At 62.1% G+C, this 25,911-nt stretch carries 18 protein-coding genes and 1 tRNA gene; 6 read left to right on the forward strand and 13 right to left on the reverse strand.

The window, feature by feature from the left end; all coding sequences use genetic code 11:
* Nucleotide 1: 1 nt before the first annotated feature.
* A complete protein-coding gene (locus FF098_RS03855; protein WP_155137631.1) occupies nt 2-319 on the reverse strand; it encodes a hypothetical protein in 318 nt (105 codons plus the stop codon).
* 110 nt (nt 320-429) lie between these two features.
* Here FF098_RS03855 and FF098_RS03860 point away from each other — a divergent pair, with 110 nt between their 5' ends.
* Nucleotides 430-2,196, forward strand: coding sequence for an ATP-binding response regulator (locus FF098_RS03860; protein ID WP_155137633.1), 1,767 nt, complete (start codon nt 430-432; stop codon nt 2,194-2,196).
* Complete coding sequence (locus FF098_RS03865) at nt 2,196-2,876, forward strand: LuxR C-terminal-related transcriptional regulator (protein WP_155137636.1); 681 nt, start codon at nt 2,196-2,198, stop codon at nt 2,874-2,876. Before FF098_RS03860 ends, FF098_RS03865 begins: the two co-directional genes overlap by 1 nt.
* A 79-nt stretch (nt 2,877-2,955) precedes the next feature.
* Here the strand turns inward: FF098_RS03865 and FF098_RS03870 are convergent, their stop codons facing one another.
* From FF098_RS03870 to FF098_RS03895, 6 genes are all read right to left on the reverse strand, one after another.
* Nucleotides 2,956-4,647, reverse strand: coding sequence for a hypothetical protein (locus FF098_RS03870; RefSeq protein ID WP_155137639.1), 1,692 nt, complete (start codon nt 4,645-4,647; stop codon nt 2,956-2,958).
* A gap of 148 nt (nt 4,648-4,795) precedes the next feature.
* Nucleotides 4,796-7,690 (reverse strand): protein kinase domain-containing protein, encoded by a 2,895-nt coding sequence (locus FF098_RS03875; protein WP_155137642.1) that lies wholly within the window; start codon nt 7,688-7,690, stop codon nt 4,796-4,798.
* A gap of 60 nt (nt 7,691-7,750) precedes the next feature.
* On the reverse strand, nt 7,751-8,317 hold the full coding sequence (locus FF098_RS03880) for a sigma-70 family RNA polymerase sigma factor (RefSeq protein WP_166426306.1): 567 nt from the start codon (nt 8,315-8,317) through the stop codon (nt 7,751-7,753).
* Nucleotides 8,318-8,412: 95 nt separating this feature from the next.
* Nucleotides 8,413-10,101, reverse strand: a complete 1,689-nt coding sequence (locus FF098_RS03885; RefSeq protein ID WP_155137648.1) for a DUF1036 domain-containing protein — start codon at nt 10,099-10,101, stop codon at nt 8,413-8,415.
* Between the two features lie 117 nt (nt 10,102-10,218).
* On the reverse strand, nt 10,219-10,896 hold the full coding sequence (locus tag FF098_RS03890) for a hypothetical protein (protein ID WP_155137651.1): 678 nt from the start codon (nt 10,894-10,896) through the stop codon (nt 10,219-10,221).
* A 201-nt stretch (nt 10,897-11,097) separates the two neighbouring features.
* Nucleotides 11,098-11,174: transfer RNA gene (locus tag FF098_RS03895), tRNA-Arg, on the reverse strand.
* A 167-nt stretch (nt 11,175-11,341) separates the two neighbouring features.
* Here FF098_RS03895 and FF098_RS03900 point away from each other — a divergent pair.
* The 3 genes from FF098_RS03900 to FF098_RS03910 are packed head-to-tail and all read left to right on the forward strand — an operon-like array spanning nt 11,342 to nt 19,137.
* Nucleotides 11,342-16,327 carry an alpha-2-macroglobulin family protein gene (locus FF098_RS03900; RefSeq protein ID WP_166426307.1) on the forward strand — a complete coding sequence of 1,662 codons (4,986 nt, stop codon included), beginning with the start codon at nt 11,342-11,344 and terminating at the stop codon, nt 16,325-16,327.
* A gap of 9 nt (nt 16,328-16,336) precedes the next feature.
* Nucleotides 16,337-18,415 (forward strand): penicillin-binding protein 1C, encoded by a 2,079-nt coding sequence (gene pbpC, locus FF098_RS03905; protein WP_155137657.1) that lies wholly within the window; start codon nt 16,337-16,339, stop codon nt 18,413-18,415.
* A complete protein-coding gene (locus tag FF098_RS03910) occupies nt 18,412-19,137 on the forward strand; it encodes a hypothetical protein (RefSeq protein WP_155137660.1) in 726 nt (241 codons plus the stop codon). The genes pbpC and FF098_RS03910 overlap by 4 nt, the downstream gene beginning before the upstream one ends.
* Nucleotides 19,138-19,146: 9 nt before the next feature.
* Here the strand turns inward: FF098_RS03910 and FF098_RS17495 are convergent, their stop codons facing one another.
* Entirely contained in the window at nt 19,147-19,809 is a 663-nt protein-coding gene (locus FF098_RS17495; RefSeq protein WP_205967365.1) for a CarD family transcriptional regulator, read from the reverse strand.
* Between the two features lie 40 nt (nt 19,810-19,849).
* Here FF098_RS17495 and FF098_RS17500 point away from each other — a divergent pair, with 40 nt between their 5' ends.
* On the forward strand, nt 19,850-20,332 hold the full coding sequence (locus tag FF098_RS17500; RefSeq protein ID WP_205967366.1) for a hypothetical protein: 483 nt from the start codon (nt 19,850-19,852) through the stop codon (nt 20,330-20,332).
* Between the two features lie 291 nt (nt 20,333-20,623).
* Here FF098_RS17500 and fdxA read toward each other — a convergent pair whose 3' ends face one another.
* The 5 genes from fdxA to FF098_RS03940 form a co-directional block, all read right to left on the reverse strand.
* Entirely contained in the window at nt 20,624-20,962 is a 339-nt protein-coding gene (gene fdxA, locus FF098_RS03920) for a ferredoxin FdxA (RefSeq protein ID WP_155137666.1), read from the reverse strand.
* A gap of 138 nt (nt 20,963-21,100) precedes the next feature.
* Nucleotides 21,101-21,556, reverse strand: coding sequence for a tellurite resistance TerB family protein (locus FF098_RS03925; RefSeq protein WP_166426308.1), 456 nt, complete (start codon nt 21,554-21,556; stop codon nt 21,101-21,103).
* A 25-nt stretch (nt 21,557-21,581) separates the two neighbouring features.
* Nucleotides 21,582-22,235: a CatB-related O-acetyltransferase gene (locus FF098_RS03930; protein ID WP_155137672.1), complete on the reverse strand. Its 654-nt coding sequence runs from the start codon at nt 22,233-22,235 to the stop codon at nt 21,582-21,584.
* The gene (locus FF098_RS03935; protein WP_155137675.1) at nt 22,232-22,645 is read right to left on the reverse strand and encodes an RNA-binding S4 domain-containing protein; all 414 of its coding nucleotides are present in this window, start codon (nt 22,643-22,645) and stop codon (nt 22,232-22,234) included. Before FF098_RS03935 ends, FF098_RS03930 begins: the two co-directional genes overlap by 4 nt.
* Nucleotides 22,645-25,713, reverse strand: a complete 3,069-nt coding sequence (locus tag FF098_RS03940; protein WP_205967367.1) for a helicase-related protein — start codon at nt 25,711-25,713, stop codon at nt 22,645-22,647. Before FF098_RS03940 ends, FF098_RS03935 begins: the two co-directional genes overlap by 1 nt.
* Nucleotides 25,714-25,911 lie beyond the last annotated feature (198 nt).

Consider the following 25,911-nt stretch of genomic DNA (forward strand, 5'->3'; position numbering starts at 1 on the left):
TTTACTCCGTTGAGGCAGGGGCAGTCTTGCCGGGCATGCAGCGGTCGGCGAATTTTTCCGCGTCGATGACGAGGCGGGGGGTGCTCTCTGGGCACTCCGTTGGCATCAATCCGACGGCGCGCGCATAGCCACCGTTATCGATGGCCGGGCCGCAGACGTCGCGTCCCTTCTGTTCGACAAGGCGGTCATGGCTCGCGGTACGACAGACCGGGGCAACTGGTCCGCCCGCAGCTGTTGCATCAGGACCGGGCAGGTCTTCGGGCAGGTAGAATGCTGCGAAGACCACAAAGAAAATAGCGAAGACGGAAAGGATTTTCATGCAACACAGCCTCGCCGGGTGCGGGGCCCGCTGCATCGCCCATCCGGCTAGCCCGATCGGCCCGTTTTTTCCGGCTTCCCTGTCTGCCCGTGACGTGGGAAATTGCGGGGATGGCAGAGGGGGATGTTCATACGGCAAGGCCGACAGAACGCACGCGTATCCGATCAGCGGAATCGCGCACGGAGTTCATTGTCTCCGGTCTCTTTACCCTGCTGCTCTTCGGCACGCTTGCCTATGTCTGGACACTTTTCGCCCCCATCGCGCCGCGCAACGTCCTGAACACCTGGACGACGATCATGGCGGTTACGATCACCATCATGATGTTGCTGCCGGCGCTGTATCTGATCCGTAATCCGGGTGAGGAGGAAACCGTGCGCTGGTGGGCACCGGCGGGCAAGGTCGTCGCGGTCATCTATGACATTTCCATCGCGCTTTCGATCTGGATGCTCCTGCCTTATGCCAGCGAGGGGCTGCGGCTCCTGATGGTGATCTTCTATCTCGCGGCGATCTGCGGGCAGGTTATCTCGACAGCGGAGTCGCTGGAGACGAATGCCTTCGGCGTTATCGCCATCTTTGGTTCTATCGCGCTGTTCTATCTCAACACGCCGGGCACGTATTCGACCGGCATCGCCGTTTTCTGTGGTGCTTTCGGGGTGCTGCTGATGATCGTCGCAATCGCCTTGCGTACCGCCATGCGCTCGGCGATCAAGGCAAGGCTGAAGGCGGAGGATACGGCCGAACAGCTGGAGGCCGCGTTGCGCAGCGCCGAAACAGAGCGTGATGCGAAGACCCGCTTCATCGCTGCTGCCTCCCACGATCTGCGCCAGCCGCTGCATGCCGCCTCCCTCTATTTCGAGCAGGCACAGACGGCGGAGGACGGGACGATCCGTGAACGGGCAATCACCGGCGTGCGGGGTGCCTTCGTTTCCGCCGGCAATCTCCTCGACACGATCCTCGATCACCTGCGGCTGGAGGCAGCAGCGATGCCGGTTCGCCGGCGCAGCGTGGCTGTAGGCGAGATGCTCGCCCATGTCGCCGCCCTGCATGAGGGCGAGGCACGCCTTGCCGGCATGACGATCCGTGTCCGGCCTACACGACTTGCCGTCGAAGCCGATCCCGCCCTGATCGAGCGTGCCCTCGGAAATCTCGTACTAAATGCGATCCGTCATTCCCGGGGAGAGCGCGTGCTGCTGACGGCCCGAAGGCGTGGCGGCAAGGTCGAGATCTACGTCATTGATGACGGGCAGGGCATTCCGGCGACAGACCGCGAGGAGCTTTTCCAGGAATATGTGCAGGGCCGCTCCACACGGCAGGACCCGCGTGGCGGCCTTGGCCTTGGTCTTGCCTCCGCACAGCGCATCATGGCGCTGCACGGAACAATGCTGATGCTAGAGACCCGATGGAGAGGCGGGGCTGCCTTTCGCCTCAGCCTGCCGGGTGCGGCGACGGATGTACCTGTGTCCGGAGCTGTGCAGTCTGTGCCAGGATCACTTTCCAATATTGCGGGTCTGGCCATCCTGATCGTTGAAGATATCGAAGATGCGGGGCGTGCGCTCGCGGCCCTGCTGGAAAGCACTGGTGCCGCTGCCGACTGGGTGCCATCGGTGAAGGCTGCGGCCGCGCAGGCGGCAGCGCGGCGCTATGACCTTGTCATAACGGACTGGCGCCTGTCATTGACGCAAACCGGTGCCGATGCCCTGGCGGCCATTCGTCAGCACCAGCCAGATCTGCCAGCCATCGTGATGACAGGCGACGGCGCGCCTTCAACCCTTGCCGAGATCGTGGCGACCGGCGCACGCCTGCTGCACAAGCCGGCAACGCCCGCCCGTGTGTTCTCGGCCATTGCGGAAACCGTCAGCCGGAAAGGGGCTGCCTGATGCGCTGCCTGATCTGTGATGACCACGCAATGGTGCGCGAAGCCCTGTCGATGACGGTCGCTTCCATTCTTCCGCAGGCTGAGGTTGCGGTTGCCGCAGATTTTACGTCTGCCTTCAAGGTCGCTGAAAGCCGTCCGGATCTGATCCTCTGTGATCTCGGCATGCCGGGATGTGACGGGCAGGGCGGTGTGGCCCGGCTCAAGGAAATCGCGCCGGAGGCTATTCTCGTGGTCATCACAGGGCAGGAAGATGATGCGGTGCTCCTGTCCATCCTGCGGCTCAGCGTTGCCGGCTTCGTGCCCAAATCCGCCGAGCCAAAGGTCATAGATGCCGCAATCAGGCTAGCCCTCGCGGGCGGACAGTACCTGCCGCCACGGCTCTACGATCTCAGCGTTGGCGCTTCCCGGGCGGCCGTAGAAGAGGTCCCCGTTCAGCCCGCGCAGGCGGAGCCAGCAGGCGCGACGGTCCAGCAACCGACGGCTCTTCTCGGCCGCCTGTCCGACCGGCACATGGATGTTTTGCGGCTTCTTGCGCTCGGCCAGTCCAACAAGGAGATCGCCCGTGCCCTGTCGATCTCTCCGGCAACGGTGAAGAGCCATGTCGCCCATGTCATCGGCTGCCTCGGGGCGGTCAACCGGACGGAGGCTGCGATGCGCGCCCGTGAGCTTGGCCTGATCTGATCGACCGCTTTCACATTTCATCGGCACACGAAAAAGGGCCGCCCGTAGGCGGCCCTTCTGATTTCGTACTGATGTGTTTCTAGTTGATCTTGATCGGCCTCGGCAACGTCGTCTTGCCTGTAGTGGCAAGGGACAATGGCGAGCCTAGCGAGAATGTCTTCTCCGCAGCGAACGGGGCACCTGCCGCAGTGGAGACACCGTCTGGTGCTGCTTTCACCGTGAACTGTGCCGTGCTGCAGCCCGATGCTTCAGTCGGTGTGATCTGGAACGTGCCGCTCTTGCTGCCCGTACTGATGACGATATCACCGCTCGTCCGGCTGAAGCAGGCTGACGCCGACTTCGTACCCGCCGCAACGATTTCCCAGCGTGCCGTCGGAGTCGGTGCAGCTTTGCTCATGGAGGTTCTCAGGCTCGTCGTGGTCTTGGATGCTGACGCCGTCGACGCCGCCGTTGGCTGCCGCAGGGTCACATTCACCGTGACAGGCTGCGAGGCCAGCCGCTTGCCAGCCACGATCTGCGGGGCAAGCGAGGCAACGCCGTTCTGCGGCAGTGTTTCAAGGCGCCATTTCAGGGGGGCGGCGTCGCGGAAATTATCCTTGCTGTAACCACCGCTGCGGCTGTCGATCGAGTTCACGCCAAAGGTGATCGTGCCTTCCGTCACGCCGGCGACCTCATCGACGATCCGCGTTGCGCTGAGGCGGCCATAAAGGACGGCCGGAAAGCGCTCGTCAAAAGGCGTAGCATCGCCCATCGGGTAAGTGCCCGTCGCGGCGGTCTTCTGATAGAACGGTGTCGTTACGCCCTGGCCGAAAGGCAGGCCAGTCGCGGGCGTGATGTCTGCGCCGGATGCGACGGTCTCGAACTCGACAGGCAGGTCACGGGCAAGACAGGTGCGCAGCGCGGCGGTATTCTCCCGTGCCGCCATGGGCACGAAAAGCTGAAGGACACCATTGGTATCAACCTCGGCAAAACCGCCAAGGTCGCGAAGGCAGCGGGCCGGACCTTCGAGCTGCGGGTTTGGCCGGGGCCGGGTCGGCGCACGGCAAGCCTGGACTGCCTGCTGACAGGATTGACTGAACGTGTTGACGGAAGATCGAATACAGTTGCCGCTTGCAGCGCAGTTGGCCAGTTCGATCTCGATTTGTGCCCGCCGCCTGGCGCGATTGGCTTCGCACTGGGTGACGCCATTGGCGCAATCGGCAATACGCTGCTGGCTGCTGGCTGCGGCTTGGGCATCAGAGAAATTCTGCGCGCGGCGGCGCTCGATCTCGGCCTGTGTTTCGTCGCTCAGGGCGTCGGAATTGTTGTATACGGACCAGCTGGTCTGAAGCCCGGTATCGACGATCTCGACGGGAATGCGCTGGTCGCCGACAATCAGCGTACCCTTGTCGCCGGGATCGGCGTTCTCGGCGACGCGTATCTGCAACCGCATGGAGCCTATCCCCCCGCAACCCCTTGCGGCGTTTTCAGCCCCGCCACGGCCGCCAAAGGCACTGGCCGATCCGCCGGTAATACCACTCATAGAAGCAGTCCGCGACAGGTCGAGGCCATGCCCGTAAACCTCGATATTCTTTGTTGTCCCGGGTCTGATACGCAGCGGGCGGCTTTTCGACGAGAAAAAGTTGCCGCCAGCAAGCGGACTGGCGCAAGCGGCATCCTCGGCAATGCCGATCTTCTCCCAGCTTGCATGGGCAGGGCTGAAAGCCATGGTAACGGCCGCCAGGCCTGACAGGGCCGCCAACAAGGCAGCCGGTTTACGGAATGGTCGCATGGGATGGTCCTCCTCGGGTTTTCCACGAGAGGGAGGATGCGCCCCATGACAGGGCCGATCATCCGCCGAAGAGGCGGGCCGATCGGGCTATCCGGTTTGAGCGCTCGAATGTCTGCAAGCTATCGAAGAGGGCATGATCAACCGCCTGTCAGCGAATGATCGTGCCTAGCTGCAAGCGTGGGTCGCTGTTTCCGAATAGAGCAATCAACCGCTGGCGGGCGGGTTTTTCAAGGGCCTGCGCAGCATCTTCCCGGCCGTCTGCCCGCATGATGCTGGCGTGCGTGAGATCGAGCAGGGCCATGCGCCAGCTTTCCGGGCCGACCGAGTTTTGCGCAATCCCTTTTGCTTCCAGAATGCTGTTGCGGGCTTCTTCGATGCGCCCCAGCGCAAGCAGGCTGCGGGCTTGGTGGTCGTAAACGGACATCTTGTAGACCGGCGGTTCGAAACGTGTGTCGCCGATCTTCGTAATCGTGTCGGCGAAAAGGTCGGCTGCTTGCTCGTGCTCACCAGCGACAGTCATTGCCATCGCCCGATAGGTTTCAAGGATGTTCAGTCGCGTCTGTGAAATCTCATCTCGCTCTTCGAGCGCTTCATTTATCAGTGGCCGGGCGCCCGTCGCATTGCCACTGGCGAGCATGGCCAGAATTCGAGAAGCCCGAATTTGCCTGGCAATGTTGGGTGCCGCCTGGGCATCGCTCTGGCTGAGGCGGCGATCGGCATCCATATAGACACGCTCGGCGCCGTCGAAATCCCCGGCCGCTGCCAGGATATCGCCGAGCTTGAGCATCTGATAACAGGTCTCGACATGATTTTCGCCAAAGGCCTCCTCCGAAATGGCAATCGCTTCGCGCAACACGTCAGCGCCTTCCTCGAACGCTCCTTTCTCCATCTTCGCAAGGCCGAGTTCGGCCCTGTAGAGAGCAAGGCCAGCGTCGGTGGGTAGCAGGACTTCCTCGCCGCGCCGGATGGCTTCCGTCAGCAGTGTCTCCGCATCTTTCGGCGTGTTGGCCCGCATCAGGGACGTACCGAGATTACCGTAACTCTGGATCGTCACAGGGTGAAGCTCGCCAAGATGCTCATCGTTCATTGCTATGGCGCGTCTGTAGTATGGTTCCGCTTCGTCAAGGCGGCCAAGGTCGCTATAGGCGAGCGCAAGATTGTTGAGGCTGCTGGCGACCGATTCACGGTCGTTGGCCTGCTCCGTAATGGCAAGCGCGCGGCGATGCAGGTCGATCGCCTCTTCGCTACGGTCGAGATTGTAGAGCAGTATTCCCCGGGCAGCGAGCGCATTGCGCAGGAACAAGGGATCAGCGCCCTCCACAGTGTCGAGGATCGCGATCCCTCTTTGAAGAAACTCATCCGCCTCGTCGATGTCATCGCCATAGTCATTATAGGACAGCGCCTGTCCAAGAACGATCAGCGTATCGGCGAACAGAAGCGGGTCCTGCGTATCTGCCTGCTCCTGCAGGGTAACGGACTGCCTGAGCAAGTCGGCTGCCCGCTCCACATCACCCAGATAGAAATAGCTTCTGCCGATCAGGGCGATGACTTGCGCTTGCAGGCGTGGCTGCTCGGCCAGTGCGTCGACTTGTTCCTGTCCTTTTTCAAGGAGATCGATGGCGGTAACGCCGCCCTGCGGTGTCTGGTCGGGAGAGGCATTGAAGAACAAGCCGGCGAGGAAGTCGGATGCCTGCCGGGCCTGCTGCGCCGCAATCCGCGCCTGGTCCCGTTCATCGGCGAGACGGATCATGTAAAAGGTCGTCAGGCCCGCGACGATGGCGATGACGCCAGCGGTGACACCAAGGGGAATGGCCCGCCTGCGGATGAATTTACGGGCCTTGTAGGCCCAGTCATCGCCGCGCGCCTCGATCGGCTGCCGGTTCAGGTAGCGGCGTATGTCATCGGCGAGGTCGGCAGCCGTGCGATAGCGGCGCTCTGGTTCTTTCTGCAGGCATTTGAGAACGATATTGTCGAGATCGCCGGAAAGGGCACTGCGCAATTGCTCTGGCCTGAGACCGCGTTGCTTGCCCAGGTCTGTCATGACGCTGCGTTCATCCGGCGTGGTTGCTTCGGTAACGACGCTGCTTGGCTTCTTCGGGTCTTCGCTAAGGATTGCCGTATGCAGCGCGTGGGGCGAGCTGTGTCCGCTGCCATAGGGCGAGCGCCCGGTGAGAAGGCGATATAGCAGCACCCCGAGGGCATAGACATCTGTAGCGATCGATACCTGTTCGCCGCGCACCTGTTCGGGGCTTGCATATTCAGGGGTCATGACTCGTGCGTCCACGGATGTTCTGACCATCGTCATTTCCAGCTGCTCCTTGTCGATCAGCTTGGCGATGCCGAAGTCCAGAAGCTGCGGCGTGCCGGCCGTGTCGATGAGGATGTTGCTGGGCTTCAGGTCGCGATGAACGACGAGGTTGCGGTGGGCAAAATCCACGGCCTCGCAGATTTTCATGAACAGCTTCAGGCGATCTGGGACGTTCAGCGCCTCCCGGTCGCAATAAAGATCGACCCGCTCGCCTTCGACATAGGACATGACGAGATAGGGCAGTCCTTCATCCGTGGTGCCGCCGTCGATCAACCGGGCGATATGCGGGTGCTGAAGATTGGCGAGGATCTGCCGCTCCACCCGGAAGCGTGCCGCACCCTCCCGGTCAAGAAGCTGAGCCGCCATTATCTTGAGCGCTGCGCCCTGATCATAGCTTTCATCGGAACGCTCAGCATAGAAAACCGCGCCCATACCGCCAGCGCCGATCCTGCGCTTTATCCGCCAGGGACCGATCTCGCGCCCTAGCCAGCGGTCTTCTTCCTCGGCGGCTTCCTCGGCGGCTTTCTGGGCGCTAAGGGATTTGGCGGCTTCTTCGATCGGTGCATGGAGGGATGGGCCTTCGGTGCTGTCTGCGGCGAGAAGTGCCCGCAGTTTCCGGGCCAGCCCGGGATCGTCCGCCTCTATACGGTCGATGAAGGTGCGCCGGGCGTCCTCGTCGAGCTCCACGGCTTCGGCGAACAGATCCATCAGTCTGGTTGAACTGGTTTCGGTCAAGACAGATTACTCCTTTTGTCCGCAAATGCGACAAAGAGCGGGATATCCGGTCATTGCCCGCTACCCCTTATCGATGGTTAGTTCGTTTTTCAGCCAGGCGCGCGCAAAGCGAAGGTCGCGCCCGACGGTGGACGGGGAGAGATCGGTGACAGCGCATATTTCATCGACCGTGAGGCCGCCGAAATAGTGGAGTTCGACCAGTTGGGCCGGGCGGGGGTACTCAGCCTCGAACGCATCGAGGCTGTCTGCAAGGTCAAGGAGCCCGATTCCGTTCTCGCCATTCGATAAGATTTCCTCATTCAGCGTGACGGCAATCATGCCGCCACCACGTTTCTGGGCGTTCTTCGCCTTGGCATGATCGATCAGTATGCGCCGCATCATGCGTGAGGCGAGCGCGTAGAAATGGCTGCGGCTCTTCCATTCCACATCTGCGGCGATGAGGTTGGCAAAGGCCTCGTGAACCAGCGCGGTTGGCTGCAGCGTGTGGCCGGCTCGCTCCCGCGCGAAGAGGCGCGCCGCGCTTCGCCTCATCTCATCGTAGATCACCGGGGCAATCTTTTGCTCGGCACTGCGATCGCCCTCGGCCCAGTCCTTCAGAAAGCCGGTCAACTCGGTCTGTGTCGGCATGGCGCCCCCGTTCATCGCTCCCATCGATGAACCATATCACTCCTCGTCAAAATCGGGACAATTTTTTGATTGTTGAATGCAAGCGCATGGCAGGCTCAGTCGGTAACATTTATCTGGTTCGTGCCGAGGCTGATAACCCGGGGAAACCCGCCGATCTGCGCGAGGCTCGGCCCGTTGCACGCCATACGGTCAGCCCCCGGGAAGGTGAACCTGCTTTCGAGATCGACACAGAATGAGGGGTTTCCTTCATTGCCCCAGAATGTATCGACGCCGTCGCGCTGGCCGTAAAAGACGAAAAAGGCCTGACCGACATACGCGCTGCCGTCTTTATTGGTGGGCAGGCGAACGGTCTCGCACCGCTTGCGTTTTGCCTGATACCATCCAGTGGCGACCCATTCATAGCCATAGCCACTTGCGGAGGGCATCGACTGGATGTGCGCGAAATTGACTTCATCGACATCGGTCTTGTTGCACACCTTCACCCGGCTCTGGTTTGCGCGCGTTTCCATGATGGTCGCAATTCCCTGGCCGATGGCGTAGGCCGCGGCAAGGTTCGGATCGTCAAACTCCGCCGCAGGCGGTGGCGGCGCGGGAATGCCGGGACGGTAAGCCGGGGGTGTAGAGGATGGGCCAGAGGACGGGCCAGAAGAAGGGGCAGGTGCCGGTTGCGGGGCCTGCCAGGTCTCGCCGGAGCTGGCAGGGACTGTCCCGAGACTGATGATCTGCGTCGTGTTTCGGACATAGACGACATCGAGCTTGCCGCCCGCCGTCACCACGGCATTGAAGCCTGCGAAAGATCCATCATAACCATACCAGACACCCAGTCCGGAGCCGCCATAGGCGGCAACGCCGAGAGCCGCGCCATGACCGTCGCCGCCAAAGCCATCCGGGCCCGGCTGGTTTGTTTTCTTGTAGAAACCGACCGTAAGAGCAGCACCGCCCCCGGCGGTGAGCCCGATCTTGAAGCCCAGATTATGATAGGTGCTCGGCGCGTACCGGCCTTTAGTGTCAAAGGCAAAGCCGTTCTCGCCGTCAGCCCCGATCAGGAAGCCGGCTCCCCCGGTCCCGCCGATCGTCACTGTCTGATAGCCCAGACGGTCGGCTTGCGCCAACAGGGTCTCGAAGCAGCCCTTGGCGGCGATTTCGCCTGCCGTTACGGAGAGCCTGTCCGGGTCAACGGCTTCCATCAGGGCGAAAACGCCGCAACTATGCATCGATGTCGCTGCAGCCTGCGCGAAGCTGCCGACTTCCTCGGCGGTGTTCTTTGCAATGTTGATGATGTCGCCCTCGCTCTTGATGCAGCTGTTGGCGATGAAATCCTCCACCAGCCGACCTTCGCAGGACGGGAAGAATTCATCGACCGTACACGGTTTTTGTCCCTCGCGCCCGCAATGGCCTGGACGCTGTGTCGACTGGCATCGGTTGGCGGCGAAATTCTCTACAAGGCCCTGATCGCAGGACGGAATGTGGGGCAGCGGGCAGGGGCGTTCATCGAGGCCGCCGCAATTGGTCGGTCGCTGGAGAATGGGACTGGCACTCTGCTTTTTGGAGCACCGCTTGCCCAGCGGGCGTTCCTCCAGCCCGGAGGCACAGGATGGGACGTGTTCCCACACCTTGCATGGCCGCTGGCCTTCGCGACCGCATTCGCTGGGGAAAGATGCCGCTTCGGCCCCGGTAAAGGTGCCAGTGACGGTGGTCGTGAGTACACAGAGCAATACCCACAGTATAGCCGTGACGACCCTTGCGAATATGAACTTCGATGATGGTCGGGGTATGGAAAGCATGGGCCTGTCCTCCGATGGGATGAATTGATCTGTCAGTGTTATTTTCAGGGGGTGATGTGCCGGGAGTCTTCCTGTCAGGCAGTATCTCCGGGCACACCATTGTGTCGTCAGCCAGTCTTAACGGGGCGTCAGGCTGATCCGGATGTTGCGGCTGTCATTGCTCTCCCAGAGCAGGTCCCCGTTTGGCAGGACCGTATAGGTTGCCGCGCTGTTCGTGGCCCTGAACTCGTCCGGGGCCGAGCGCTTGTAAGTGACTGCCGCGCCCTTGCGGTTGTTGCGGTAGGGCGTAATGAGAACGGTGTCACCATCGGTCATCTCGAAGACGTTGTAATTGCTCCGCACACCGTCGAGCATATAGCTCCCCTGGATGACGTAATTGTCAGTCGCGACCTGGTCACGCCCTGTCCGGTAGAGTGTGTATTTCTTGGTTCCTGTCCTGTTCTGCCAGAGGAATGCCCCTGAATTCGTATAGGTATATGTGGCTCGGTTCTTCAGGAACGGGCCAGCCTCGCGCCATAGGCCTTCGCTGACTTTTTCGTAGATGACCACCTGGCCGTTGCGTCCGTCGCGGATCGGTGTGACTTCCAGTCCGCCGAAGATATCGACCACGAACCGGTTGACGATCGCGGGATCTTCTGCGGCCTGATAGGTTCCGTCGATCTGGGCTTTCGTGATCTGTGCCACCGCGGTGGGGGCGAGTGCGATACTAGCGGCGCTGACGCCCAGAAGGGCGGTAGCGGCCAGAAAGCTGTGGAAATAGCGGCGGCGATTGGGGGTAGGCTGGTTCGTCTTCATGATATCTCTCCTTCATGCGAAAGTTCCTGCACATAGGGAGAAGCTGGAAACGGCCCTGAAATCGGTCATGGCCCGGCAATTTTTTTCAAGCACCAGCAAAAACAGCGTCTTGCATCACTCCAACACTATGGGAAATGAGCTAAAGCTGCGGCCGAACCACGCTTTAGCCTGTCCGCGCAACAGCCGTGAATGCTGGGAAAATGGTGACCCCGACAGGATTCGAACCTGTGGCCCCGAGATTAGGAATCTCGTGCTCTATCCTGCTGAGCTACGGGGCCAGCCAGTTCCTGCCTTAGCGGTTTTTGGCGCACCCGAAAAGGCCCAACCCCCTAATTAAACCGCCGTAAAACCAACAATTTACCATAGGAAAATCGCCTTGCCCGCGTCATAATCACGCCCAATCACGAGGAAATGCTGCCATATGGCAGTCGAGGGAGATTTACTCATGCAACGCAAGGGTTTGGTAATCGCAAGCGTGTTCGTCCTGATCGCATTCGCGGCGGGGCTGTTCATCGGGCGGGTCGGGTCGCGGCCAATCGCGTCGGGGGAGTTCGCCCAGAGTGGACGCCCGGCGATCGAGAGCGTCTCCCAGGCCAATCAGGCCTTCGACCAGCAGCGCGAATTCGAGACTGTCCGTGCAGACGACGCCCCCCGCGCTGGTGAAGGCGCTGAGCCGGACGGCTTTGGCTTCTCCCGCCTGACCCTAGATACCTCCGGCGACGTGCCGCGTGCCTGTTTCTCCTTCACTGGCAATCTCGTCTCCTCCGGCGATGTGAACTATGCCGATTATGTCCGCTTCGAGCCGTCTGTGCAGGCTGTGACAGAAGTGACCAACAACACGCTGTGCGTTTCCGGCGTTGCCTTTGACACCACCTATCAGGCGACCCTGCGCGAGGGCCTGCCGGGCGCCGATGGCGCGGCGCTGGCACGTGCCGAGGGCGTCACCGTCGCCTTCGGCGACAAGCCGGCTTATGTGGGCTTTGTCGGCAATGGCGTGATACTGCCGCGCATGGAGGCCGATGGCGTCGGCTTCGAGACCGTCAATGTCGAGGCGCTGAAAATCTCTGTCTACCGCGTCGCAGAGCGCGGGCTCGTCTACAAGCGCATCACCGAAGGCGATGGCGCGGCGGAAGGCAGCTATGGCTATCCGTGGGGTGACGAAAGCGCCCTCGATGATGGCGTGAAGGTCTGGGAAGGCGAACTGCCGGTCGCCATGGATCGCAATGATCGCGTCGTAACGGTCTTCCCGCTCGGCGCTGCCCTGGGCGAGGCGCGGGCCGAAAGCGGCGGACTGAAACCCGGTGCGTACTTCCTGCAGGTCGAGGATGCCTCGGAGGGTGTCGATGATTACCAGCCGGCGCGGGCCTGGCGCTGGATCATGTTCACCGACATGGCACTCTCTGCCTATCATGGCGATGAAGGCATTGACCTCGTCGTGCGCTCGCTGGAGACGGCGCGGCCGCTGTCGAAGGTCGCTGTCAAGCTGATCGCCCGCAATAATGAAATTCTGGCCGAAGGCACGACCGATGGCGACGGCCTTGTGCGTTTCCCCGGTCCGGTTACCCGCGGCGAGGGCGCCTTGGCGCCGCAGATGATTGTCGCCTATGGCCCGAAAGACGACTTCGCCGCCATCGACCTGTCACGCTCACCGCTTGATCTTTCCGATCGCAATATCGATGGCCGTTATACCAGCGGTGCCGTCGACAGCTACATGTGGTTCGACCGCGGCATCTATCGCCCGGGCGAGACGGCGCATATCTCCGGCATGATCCGCGATGATGCCGGCAATGCCGTCGAAGGCCGCCCGGCAACCCTGACCCTGCGCCGCCCGAACTATACCGAAGCCGAGGTGATCCGCATCGAGGAGACGACAGTCGGCGGCTTTACCACCGATTTCGCAATCCCGTCCTCCGCGCCGCGCGGCATGTGGACCGCGACGCTCAAAGTGGACGGGACGCAGGAAGAGTATTCCGAGAGCTTCGCGGTGGAGGACTTCGTGCCCCAGCGCATCGCGGTCGAGGTAGTGGCCGATGAAGACACGCCGCTGTTCGCCGGCGAGCGCCGCGCGGTCGAGGTCGACGCCCGCTTCCTTTATGGCGCGCCGGGCTCCGGCCTCGCTGTGGAGGGCGATGCCCGCTTGCGGGTCGATCCCAATCCGTTCCCTGACTATTCCGAATTCCGCTTCGGCGATACCGAAAGCTATTTCAACGAGCGTTATCTGCGCCTTGGCGAGACGATGACCGACGGTGCGGGTGCAGCGACCCTGACGCTAGCCATCGACAATGATGTCGAGGCGAATGGCATGCCCCTGCGCGCCGACCTCGTCGTCGGTGTCGCCGAGCCGGGTGGGCGTTTCGTTCAGGAAAGTGCCCGCGTGCCGGTGCGCACGCTGGATCGCTATGTCGGTGTGCGCCAGGACGAAGGCGAGCGCCGCTCCAATGACGAAAATGTCGTTTTCTCCCTGCTCGCGCTCGACCGCGAAGGGACACCCGTCGAGGAGGCATCTCTCGACTGGCGCCTGATCGAGGAGGATTATCGCTTCGAATGGTATCGCCAGAATGGCGAATGGCGCTGGCGTCGCGACTATCAGGATATCCTGATCGCGACCGGCACGCTCGACACGAATGAAGACGGTCTCGCCAAACTCTCCAGTGATCTCGACTATGGCTCCTACCGGCTGGAAGTGACCGACAGCGAGACGGGCGTCCTGACCAGCCACCGTTTCTATTCGGGCTATTCGTCCTATGCTTCCGGCGCCGACACGCCCGATCAGGCGAGCCTGACAACGCCCGACCGCGCGGTCAAACCTGGCTCCCGCGCCAAGGTCACCCTGTCCGCGCCCTATGCTGGCGAGGCGACGATTGTGGTGGCGACCGACCGCATCCACTCTATCCAGCGTGTGCGGATCGATGAGGGCGCGCGCGAGATCAATATCGATACCGATCCGTCATGGGGCGGCGGCTTCTATGTGCTCGCCACGGTCGTCACGCCACGCGATGCCGTCGACCAGCCGGTCCCGCGCCGCGCCATGGGCGTTGCCTACGTACCGTTCGACATGGACACGCGCACGCTCGACCTCACTTTCGATATCGACGACATGATCCGTCCGCGCCAGCAGGTCACCCTGCCGGTGGATGTCGATGGCGCAACAGCGGGCGAAGCGGTGATGATGACCGTCGCCGCCGTCGATGAAGGCATATTGCGCCTGACCAAGTTTGACTCGCCCGACCCGGCGGTGTTCTTCTTCGGCAAGAAGGCGCTGGGCGTGCAGGTCTATGACGACTATGGACGTCTTCTGAACCCGAACCTTGCCGCGCCGACCCGCTTCGGTGGCGACCAGCTGGGCGGGGAGGGGCTGACCGTCGTGCCGACCAAGACGGTGGCGTTGTTCAGCGGCATCCTGACGATCAGTGGCGATGGCACGGTAGACGTGCCGCTCGACATTCCGGACTTTAATGGCGAATTGCGCCTGATGGCTGTCGCCTGGACCGACGACAAGGTCGGCTCGGCGGCTCAAGCCTTGACCGTGCGCGATACCGTCCCGGCGGAGCTCGCCCTGCCGCGCTTCCTCGGCCCGAACGACACGGCCTCGACGACGCTGCTGATCGACAATGTCGATGGCCGCAGCGGTGTCTACACCGTCAATGTCGACGGTGTCGGCCCGGTCAGCATAGACGAGACGCTGAACGTCAACCTCGCCAAGGACCAGCGTCAGGATGCGCTGTTCTCGCTCACGGCGGGCGATGTCGGCATCGGCGAAGTGCTGCTGGATGTGGAAGGCCCGCAGGACTTTGCCGTCCAGCGCAGCTATCCGATCCAGGTCCGCGCGCCGTATTTCCCGGTCACTCAGGTAACGACAGAAGCGATGGAGGCAGGCGCGACCTATACCCCGTCCAGCGACCTGATCGCCGGGTATTATCCGGGCTCGACCGAGGTGACGGTATCCTTCTCGCCGTTGCGCGGTATCGATCCCAAGCCGCTGCTGGAAAGCCTTTATCGCTATCCATACGGGTGCACGGAGCAACTGGTGTCGACATCCTTCCCGCTACTATTCGCCGATGAGCTCGGTGCCATGGCGGGTGAAGAGGCGGACATGTCCCTGCGCCCGCGCGTGCAGGAGGCGATCAACAAGATCCTCGCGCGCCAGTCGACCGACGGGGCGTTCGGCCTGTGGCGGGCCGGTGATGGCAATGCCGAAGCGTGGATCGGTGCCTATGTCACCGACTTCCTCTATCGTGCAAAACAACAGGGCTATGCCGTGCCAGAAACGGCGCTGTCGTCGGCCTATGACGCGGTCGAGGAACTGACAAGTACGGATCGCTGGCTGTCGGTGAACTACATCACCCGCATCGAGCAGGGCTCAATCTATGCCGACAATCAGGAATACCTGCGCCGCCGGGCTGCAGCCTATTCCTTCTATGTGCTGGCCCGCGCCGGTCGGGCAGACCTGTCCGACCTTCGCTATTTCGCCGACAATTTCCTCGGCGAAGTCCCGAGCCCGCTGGCCCGTGCCCATGCCGGGGCGGCGCTCGCCCTGATGGGGGATCGCGCCCGTGCCAACCGCGCCTTCGAGCTTGCCGCCGAGACCATTGGCTACAGCAACCGGGAGAATTACTACCAGTCGCCCCTGCGTGACGTAGCAGCGATGATCCCGCTCGCCGCTGAGGTCGGGGCCGAGGCTCTCGTCACCCAATTGACGGAAGACCTGGAAGGCATGCAGAGCGAAGCAAGCTATCTCAACACACAGGAGAAAGCCTTCCTGCTGCTCGCCAGCGCCACGCTGCTCGACCGTGCCGGCGAGGTTACAATCGCCATGAACGGCGCAGAGGCAACCGGCCAGACGACACCGGCCTTCGACCTCCTGCCCGCTGACATCACCGGTGAGGTGACCTTCACCAATGCCGGGCAGGGCACGGTCTATCGTTCGGTCGCCGTCTTCGGCACGCCGGTCGAAGCGCCGCCTGCCGTCAATGAGGGCTTCACGCTGAGCAAGTCGGTCTTCACGCTGGATGGCCAGTCGGCGAGTCTTGGCTCTGTCAGCCAGAACGACCGCTATGTCATCGCCCTCAGCGGCCAGCCGCAGGACCAGCTGCTCCATGCGGCGGTCATCGTCGACATGCTGCCGCCGGGCTTCGAGATCGAAAGCGTGCTGACCCCGGGCGATGCCGGTGAGGAAGGCATCTATCGCTGGCTCGGTGACCTCTCCTACACCAAGGTCGCGGAGGCGCGCGACGACCGCTTCGTCGCCGCGCTTGATGTCCGCCGCAATGCCGACCGCGCCGGGTCCGGCCAGTTCGCGCTCGCCTATGTGGTTCGTGCCGTGACACCCGGCGAGTATGTCTTCCCCGGCGCTGTCGTTGAGGACATGTACCGGCCGGGCATTTTCGCCCGCACGGGCGCAGGTCGGCTCGCCGTCGCCCCGGCGCAATAGGGGGGGCGGATGATCACTCGGTTGGTCAGCCGCATACCGTTCTGGCAGAAGGCAGGGCTTGTCCTCGCCATTCTGTTCGGCGGTATCGTGCTGGCCGACCGGCTGTTCCCGCCGCCGCTCGATCAGGTCCGCACCAGCGTTGTCGCCCTCGACCGCAACGGCGAATGGCTGCACGGCTTCACCGTCATCGACCGGGATGGTGAGCGCCGTTGGCGGCTACAGGCCGATCTTGAAGAAATCGACCCGCTCTTCGTCGAACGCCTGATCGCCATCGAGGACAAGCGCTTCTACGACCATGCGGGCGTCGACCCGCTCGCCGTCTTCCGCGCCACCGGCTCGCTCATCCGCCATGGCGAGGTGGTCTCCGGCGCGTCTACCATCACCATGCAGACCGCTCGCCTGCTGGAGCCGCGCCCACGTACGATTCCGTCCAAGCTGATCGAAATGGTCCGTGCCCTGCAGCTGGAAGCGCGCCTGTCCAAGGAAGAGATCCTGGAGCTGTATCTCACGCTCGCGCCCTATGGCGGCAATGTCGAGGGCGTGCGCGCCGCGAGCCTGACGTGGTTCGGCAAGGAGCCGTCGCAGCTGACCGACGCCCAGCAGGCGCTGCTCATCTCCCTGCCGCAGGCACCGGAGGCACGACGCCCTGACCGCAGGCCTGAGGCCGCCGCCGCGGGCCGCCGCATCATCCTCGCCAAGTTGGAAGAGGCAGGAAAGATCAGCCCACGGCTGGCGGCGGAAGCCGATGAGGCCGTGCTACCCTCTGGCCGCCAGTCCTTTCCACGCCATGCCTGGCACGCCGCTTATGCTGCTGCGTCTGCCATGCCACAGGGGGGCGAGGCGCGCCTCAGCCTCGACGGGCGGCTTCAAGCCATGGCCGAGCGCATGGCCGCCGACTACAGCAAGGCGTCCGGCGACAGGGCAAATGCCGCGATCCTGATCGTGGAGAATGGTGGCCGAAAAGTGCGGGCACTGGCCGGCTCTGCCGGGCTTGACCTGCCTGGCGGCTGGATCGACATGACGGCCGCCCGCCGCTCGCCGGGCTCAACGCTGAAGCCCTTTATCTATGGACTCGCCTTCGAAGATGGCCTCGCGACAGGGCGTACCCTGATCGATGATGCGCCTTATTCCTTCGACGGCTACAAGCCGGAAAATTTCAACCGCGAATTCAATGGTGATGTTACCCTCGCCGAAGCGCTCCAGCACTCGCTGAACGTGCCTGCCGTGCTGACGCTCGACAAGATCGGGCCGGACCGCTTTGCTGCGTCCCTGAAGGCCTCGGGCGTCGCTGCGCAGATGCCGGACAGTTCCGACCGCCGCGCCAGCCTCGCCATCGCCCTTGGCGGCCTCGGCCTCAGCGCCCGCGACCTCGCCATGCTCTATGCAGGGCTTGCCGAAGGCGGCGAGGTCCTGCCGCTCGACTGGCTGGCGGAGGAGGGCGAAAAGCCAGAACCCTACCGCTTCATGAGCGCGAACAATGCCGCCGAGATTACTGCGATCCTGAAAGCCGCGCCGACCCCCGCCGGGCGAACGCCAACGGCCTTGACTGCCCGCGCGCCGCAGATCGCGTTCAAGACCGGTACCTCCTATGGTTATCGCGATGCCTGGGCCGCCGGGTATACGGATGATTACACCGTTATCGTCTGGACCGGCCACGCCAGTGGCCAGCCGCGCCCGGGCCATACGGGCCGGGATGCCGCCCTGCCGGTCATGTTCGCGGTCTTCGACCGGCTGGAAACCCTCTCCCGGCCTCAAGGGCCCGCGCCGGTCTTTGACGACCTGAAAGCCGGGACTGCGCTTGCGCGTCTCGACAGGGATGAAGGTCGCGGCGACCCGGAGATCGTTTTTCCTGAAAACGGCGTCGCGCTTTATCTCTCCAGTCGCGATAGCGCCAAGGGCTATACGCTCGCCGCGCGTGGCGGGCAGGGCGGTTATCGCTGGTATGTCGATGGCGCGCCGGTCGCGCCCGACGCCATCGGCAACAGGCCCGTCTGGAAACCATCCGGACCGGGCTTTTACCAGGTCACCGTAGTCGATGCCGCCGGGAGCTCCTCGACATCCTCCATCAGCGTCACGGGCGCCGGGTGATCGCCGCCGCGCTCATTCTCGTCCTCGGCATGAGCCAGACGGCTGATGTCGGCGAGATCATCGATGGCCGCTGTTTCCATTATAAAGACAAGGCTTATTGCCTTGCCGGTGTTGCTGCGCCTACGTTGCTCGATCTCACCCCGGACGAAAGCTCAATCGCGGATGACGCCGCTGCCGCTCTCCAATCAGCTATTGCGTTGGGAAATCTCTTCATCGAACCAATCGGTGAGCCGGATCGCTGGGGCCGACAGCCGGTTCTTGCTTTTGCCCCGAATGCCAGCGAGCCATTGCAGGTGGCGCTGATCGAACAGGGTCATCTCTCGATCCTGCCAGACCAGTTGCCCGCCGCCTTCAACGATCGCTTCCGCGCCGCTCAGCTGACGGCGCAGGTCACCGATCGCGGCCTGTGGGCGAGTGATTCCCTGCGCGTTCTGTATGCTGACAGTGCAGGTGACGGCGAGGGGCAGCTGCGCTTCGTGCGCGGGCGGGTGCGCTATGCCTATGAGGGTCGCAACTGGACCTATCTCAACTTCGGGCGTGACTACAAAACCGACTTCACCATCATTATAAAGCCGCGCCTCGCACGGCAGATGAGCGAGGCGGGCCAGCCTCCTTCCTCTTTCGAGGGCAAGCGCATCGAGGTCTATGGCCTGATCCATCAAGAAAATGGCCCCGCCGTCGAGCTGACGAGCGGGGCCAATATCAGGATAATTCCGGATTAGAAGCGCTTATTAAGCAGCGACCTTCTTCTTGGAGAGGGAAGCTTCCATCTCCTTGATCGCGTCTTTCTGGCCGACCTTGCGAACGGCGGCAACTTCGCGACCCATGCGGTCCAAAGCCTGTTCATAGAGCTGGCGTTCGGAATAGCTCTGCTCCGGCTGGTCATCGGAACGGTACAGGTCGCGGACGACCTCAGCGACGGATTTCAGGTCGCCAGAATTGATCTTCGCTTCATATTCCTGCGCGCGGCGCGACCACATGGTGCGCTTGATGCGGGCACGGCCCTGCAGCATGTTGATCGCCTTGTCGATGATCTCCGACGAGGAGAGCGGGCGCATACCGCTCTCGGCGGCACGGTCGGTAGGTACGCGCAGTTTCATTTTCTCTTGTTCGAAATCAATGACGTAGAGCTCGATCTTCATGTTGGCGATCTCTTGCGTCTCGATATCGGTGATCTTGCCGACACCGTGCGCCGGGTAAACGATCTGGTCGTTGACCTTGTATTTCGGAGCCTCGTCCTGAGCTTTTTTTGCAGCCTTTGCAGGGGCAGCTTTCGCGGACTTGGCTGAAGAGGTCTTGCTTGCGGCTGCCTTGCGCGATGACTTCTTCGCGGTCGCGGCGGCCGGCTTGGTCTCTGTCTTCTGATCTGTTTTTTTAGCGGATGCTGTACTCACGTTTTTCTCTTTACTCTCGGTTTTAAGTGATTGTTTTTTCGTGGGTGTGCTGCCGGTTTTGGCCGTTGCGGCTGGTTTCGCCGTTTTGGTCGTGCCGGTCTTCTTGATGGATTCTGTTTTCGGTTTCGAGGTCGGCTTCGCGGCCTTTTTCACAGCTGGTTTTGACGCTGGTTTGGGCGCGGGAGAAACTTTCTTCGTCGCGGTTTTTTTCGGGGCCGCTTTCGAGGCGGCTACCTTCTTTGCGGCCAGTTTGGCTGCGGCCTTCTTAGCGGCAGGCTTTTTGGTGACGGCGGCTTTCTCCGCGGCGGGTTTGGCGGTTGCCGCTTTTTTCACCGGTGCCTTGCGCGTAGTGGACTTGGTCGCGGTCTTCGTCGCGGCACTCTTGCGCGTGGTGGCGGTTTTTTTCGTGGCAGGGGCTTCGGACTTGGTTGATTTCTTGGTCGTCTTGGCGGTCGTTTTCTTGGCTGCGGTAGCCATAATTCATCTTCCCTTCGTTCGCCATGCCCGCTACACATACTTGTAGAGGGCAGGCCAGACGTCTCAGTCCGTCTCCGGTGCGCCGATAAAGTGAGGTCAGTGCCGCTCGATATATCTATCGAACCCGGACAGCAGACCCCGCTTACTGCTTACATAGGGATCTGACGATCCTTCACCAAAAGCCGGTTTTGGCCCGGTCACCGCGCGCGGAGACCGGAAAAAACCAATTGATCCAAATATATAGCACAAATTTAGCCAGTTTTCCACTTCAATTTTTTGCAATGGCGAAAGGATGAAGCGGATTAAGGCCCCTCAATATGCAGGAAAATGCAGGAAATCAGTCTCCTTCACCGGGTTTCGGACTGAACAGCGTTGCCAGCTTGTCCTTCATCTCGGCATATTTGTCCGCCTCGGGCAGTGGGTCTTTCTGGCGGGTGATATTCGGCCACGCCTCGGCATATTGGGCGTTCAGCTCGGTCCACTTGCCGTCCGGGTCTTCGGTGTCGGGCTTGATCGCCTCGACCGGGCATTCCGGCTCGCACACGCCGCAATCGATGCATTCATCCGGCTTGATGGCGAGGAAGTTCTCACCCTCGTAGAAGCAGTCGACCGGGCACACTTCCACGCAGTCGGTATATTTGCACATGATGCAGGCATCGGTGACGACGTAGGTCATGGGCGGGCGTAACTCCTGTCCGATAAGTTAGCTAGCGCGACGCCAGCCTCAAATCCATTCAAGCACGCGCTTATGGCGTGAACTTGTCCACATGGCAAGATGGGTGCGACGAGGGCGCGATCAAGTCGCTCTGAAGAGCTATTCCTGGCGTTGCTCGACCCGGCGGCGGGCCTCATGGGCTTCATGGTCGGACATGTAGATCAGCCCGCACAGGCGGCGCACGATCATGTCCTCATACGGGTCACGGGCATCATCCGACAGGATGATCTGCCACATCCCCTCGATCAGCTGGATCTTTTCTTCCGGCGTCAGGCCGTTCTTTACCGTGGAGGAGAAACGATAGAGGTCGTTTGCCTCGGCCTGGGCCGCTTCCGCCTTTTCGCGCAGGGCGAGGGCATCGGCGTCGTCGATGGCGAATTGTTGTTTGACCAGCTTGGCAATCAGGCCCTTTTCCTTGTCGGTATAGATTTCATCGGCGCGAGCGGCTTCGACCAGCAGGGCGGTGAAGGCCACGCGGTTCTTTTCCTCAGCGCTGGTATTATCTTCCGGCTCGGCCTTGTCGCCTTTAAGTTTCGAAAACAGCTTGTCGAACATATCGGTCTCCTGATTTTTCCCTGATCTAGGTCGCCTGGCGCAGCGCGTCGAGGTCGGCGCCGCGGATGGCATTGAGGTTGCGGCTGATCTTTGACGCGTCCCAGTCCCACCAGGCGATCTCTTCCAGCGCCTCGATAGTGGCCTCATCGAAGCGCATCTTGATGATCTCTGCCGGGTTGCCGCCGGCAATGGCAAAGGCAGGGATGTCTTTCGTCACCACAGACGAAGTCGCGATGATGGCGCCATTGCCGATTGTCACGCCGGGCATGATGCGCACGTCGCGGCCGATCCACACATCATGGCCGATCACCGTGTCGCCGCGATAGCTCGCCGCCCAGCTCGCCGGGTCGAAGCCTTCCTCCCAGCCGCCGCCGAAGATGTTGAACGGATAGGTCGAAAAACCGCCCATGGCGTGGTTCGCGCCATTCATGATGAAGGTGACATTGGTCGCCAGCGCACAGAACTTCCCGATGATGAGTTTGTCGCCGGTGAAATCGTAATGGTACAGAACATTTTCCGTAGCGAAGTTCTTCGCGCCTTCCGGGTCGTCGTAATAGGTATAATCGCCGACCTCGATCAGCGGCGTGTCGATGAAATTCTTCAGATAGCAGACACGCTCGTGGCCGGGCAGGGGGTGCGGATTAGCCGGGTCGGGGCCGGTCTTTTGTTCTTCTGTCATTCGTCGTCTTCCCTCAGCTGATCCAGCGCCCGACGGTCCTTCTTTGTCGGGCGGCCAGCACCCTGTTCGCGGGCAAAGGGCACGGCGGGCTTTTCCTTGCGCGGCGGTGGCGGGGGTGACTGGTCATCATAAAGCGCCCGTGCTTCCGGCGCTGGTCCGCGCCGTGTGGCGGTTGAGGCGATCTCGATGATGAACAGCCGCTCGCCGCGGGTGAAGGACAGGGTGTCGCCGGGCTGGATGCAGAAGCTCGCCTTCGCGACGCGCTGGGTGTTGCCCGCCCGGGTCACGCGGATGTCGCCTGCACTAACCGCCTTGCCGGCGAGGGTGCGCGTCTTGAAAAAGCGCGCGCACCACAGCCATTTGTCAATACGCTGAGTATTATCCTGTTCTGCGCCTTGCGCTGGCGTCATCAGGACTTGTCTTTCAGGGCAGCAAGGATGGCGAAGGGAGAATCCGGATCGGCTTCTTTCTTCTTGCGGGTCGGTCCGGCGGTGAAGGTGCGTGGTCCCTTGTCCTTGAACGGCGGCTTGCCTTTACCCTTGGGCCCGCCTTTGCGGCCATCACGCTTGCCACGGGCTTCGCCCGGCTTGCCATCCCGTTGACCTTGACCCTGACTTTGGCGTTCGCCACCCTTGCGGCGCGGCTTGTTGCCATGGCGCGGGGCAAGCTTCCAGAGCACGACTTCGACCTCTTCCATCTCGACCGGTTCCTGCGGTGCGGCCTCTTGGGCAGGCTCCTCGGCTGGCTTGGCCTCAGTGGTTTCAACGGTCTGCGCTTCCGGGGCGGTCGCCTCGGTCGCCGGAGTATCGCCCTCGACCTTTTCAGCGATCTTGGCCTGGGCTTCTGCCTGCTTAGCGGTCGTCTCGACAGTTTCCGGATTGGCCTCCGTCTCGGCGGTTCTCTCCGTTGCCGGATCGATAGCAGCCTCGATGGTCTCGTCCTTGGTTGCTTCGACTTCCGATGCGTCTTCGGCCTTCTCAGGCTGCGCCGCACCCGCTGTGGATTCAGCAGCAGGCTGCGCCTTCGGCACCATCTTTTTCACGGTGTTCTTGCGCAGGCCGAGGGATTTCAGGATCGACTCGAACTCCTCGCCGGAACAGCCGACGAGAGACATCATTTTCGAATTCGGCTCGAAGCCTTCGCGCATGTCCGCCTTCTCGCGGGCACCACGAATTTCCTGCGACAGCCGCTCCAGCATGTCGATGCGCACGGCCCGCAGGCCCGACGGGCGATAGCCGAGCGCATAATAATAGGCATGCGGAACATCCGGGTTCAGCGGGAAGGAAGTCAGGCCCGCCTTCGGCTTGTCCATCTGGGTGATGTCTTTTTCCGACCATAGCGCCCACAGGGCAGTCAGCATTTCCGCCGGGGCGGGCTTCAGCAGGGCAGGCAGGAAGATCGTATATTCGCCGAAGCGCACGCCCAGTTTCCGCAGCTTGCCGCGCTCGGTCTGGTCCAGCGCCTTGACCTCGTCAGCGACCTGCGCGCGCGAGGTGGCACCGAAATTCTCGATCAGGCGATAGCCGAGACCGCGGGATGTGCCTGCGAGCGCTTCCTTGTCACCCTCTCCGGAGGAAACCTGGTTCACCGCCTTTTGCAGCGACATTAGAGGTAACAACAGCCCTTCGACCTTGTCGGCGAACCAGTCGCGGATGCGGGCTTCGATGCGCGGCAGGGACTGCACCGGCAGGTGCTCCATCGCAACGAGCCTGATTTCCGGGCGCAGCGGCAGCGGGCCTTTTTCCAGTTTCGCCACGGCGGAGTTGCGCCACCAGATCGTGGTGCCGTCGCGCAGGGAGAAGTCCTTGTCCTTGGCATTGGCCAGCGCGGAGGCACGGGCGGCAAGCTCCGGCTTCAGCGCCTTCAGCGCGGCATGGCGCACGGCCTTGGCGTGGGGGCCCTTGGCGCGCGGGTCGAGCATGAACTGGAACCCGATCAGGCGGCCTACAAATTCGCCTTCCACTATGACTTCTCCTTCCGGCGTCACGCCCGCCAGCAGCGGGGCATCATCTTTCAGCTTCTTCAACAGGACCGAGGTGCGCCGGTCAATGAATCTTTGGGTCAGTTTCTCATGCAGCGCGTCGGACAGGGCATCTTCTATCGCCCGGGCCTTTTCCTGCCAATAGGCGGAATTCTCCAGCCAGCCCGATTTATGGGTCAGATAAGTCCAGGTGCGTACATGGGCGATGCGGGCCGACAGGGCATCCACATCGCCATCGGTACGCTCCAGCCGTTCCAGCTTCGGTCGCAGCCAGCCTTCGCCGATGCGCCCCCGGTCCATAAGCTGGCGATAGATCTCCGCCAGCATCTGGGCGTGCTGGTCGGGCGAGACATTGCGGAAGTCAGGCGTCTGGCAGACATCCCAAAGCAGGCGCAGCGCCGCACCGCCGGTCGCCATGGCGCGGATATCCTCGAACCTGGAAAGCCGCTTCAGCGCGTCCTCGTCTTCGTCGACACGGCTGCGGACGAGCTCGCGCCTTGGCGGTTTCTTCTCCAGCGAGTTCATTAGCGCGGGCAGGGAGCCGAACTCCAGCGCGTTGGAGCGCCATTGCAGCGCGGTCACCGTCTCGAACTCATGGTTCTCGATCAGCTCTGCTGTTTCCTCGTCGATCTCCAGACAGTCGGCGGTGGTGCCGAACGTGCCGTCCTTCACATGCCGCCCGGCGCGCCCGGCGATCTGCGCCATCTCTGCCGGCATCAGCATCCGGTTGTTGACGCCGTCGAACTTGCGAAGCGCCGCGAAGGCGACATGGTCGATATCCATGTTCAGCCCCATGCCGATGGCGTCTGTTGCGACCAGGTAATCGACTTCGCCGGACTGGTAGAGTTCTGCCTGCGCGTTACGGGTGCGCGGGCTGAGTGCGCCCATGATGATCGCCGCGCCACCGCGCTGGCGCCGGATCAGCTCGGCGATGGAATAGACGCTGTCGGCGGAAAACGCGACGATGGCCGAGCGCCGGGGCAGGCGGGTCGCTTTCTTGTGGCCGATGAACTCGAGGTTGGAGAAGCGCTCGCGCGAGACAAAGCCGATGTCGGGGATCAGTCGCTTCAGGATCGGCTTCATCGTGTCCGAGCCCAGCAGCAGCGTTTCCGACAGGCCGCGGGCATGGAGCAGGCGGTGCGTGAAGATGCGTCCGCGCTCCCGGTCGGCGGCGAGCTGGATCTCGTCGATCGCCATGAAGGCGACCTCGCGCTCCAGTGGCATCGCCTCGACCGTGCAGACGAAATATTTCGCGTTGGGCGGGACGATCTTTTCCTCGCCGGTGACGAGCGCCACCTCGCGCGGGGATTTGCGCGCCACCATCTTCTCGAACACTTCCCGTGCCAGCAGGCGCAGGGGCAGGCCGATCATGCCGCTCTCATGCGCCGCCATGCGCTCCAGCGCATAATGCGTCTTGCCGGTATTGGTGGGGCCGAGTACGGCGGTGACCGGGCGGTTGATCACCATTGAGCGCGGCAGGGTTTGTTGAGGGTTCACGAACATTGCAATCATGCCCGAAATAGCGGTGCCCGCGGGACATTGCCAGTGAATGCGCGGCAATGGGCAAAAAATTATGCGTTTCGAGGCGGATTACAGCCGGAAAAGACATCAGAATCGGAACGCTGCGCGAACGAACCGCGCACGAATCACTGACATCACTCAGTTCCGATTTTGTTCTTTTCTTTTGAATCTTCA

This window comes from Aquisalinus luteolus (assembly GCF_009712425.2).
GTDB lineage: Bacteria > Pseudomonadota > Alphaproteobacteria > Caulobacterales > Parvularculaceae > Aquisalinus > Aquisalinus luteolus.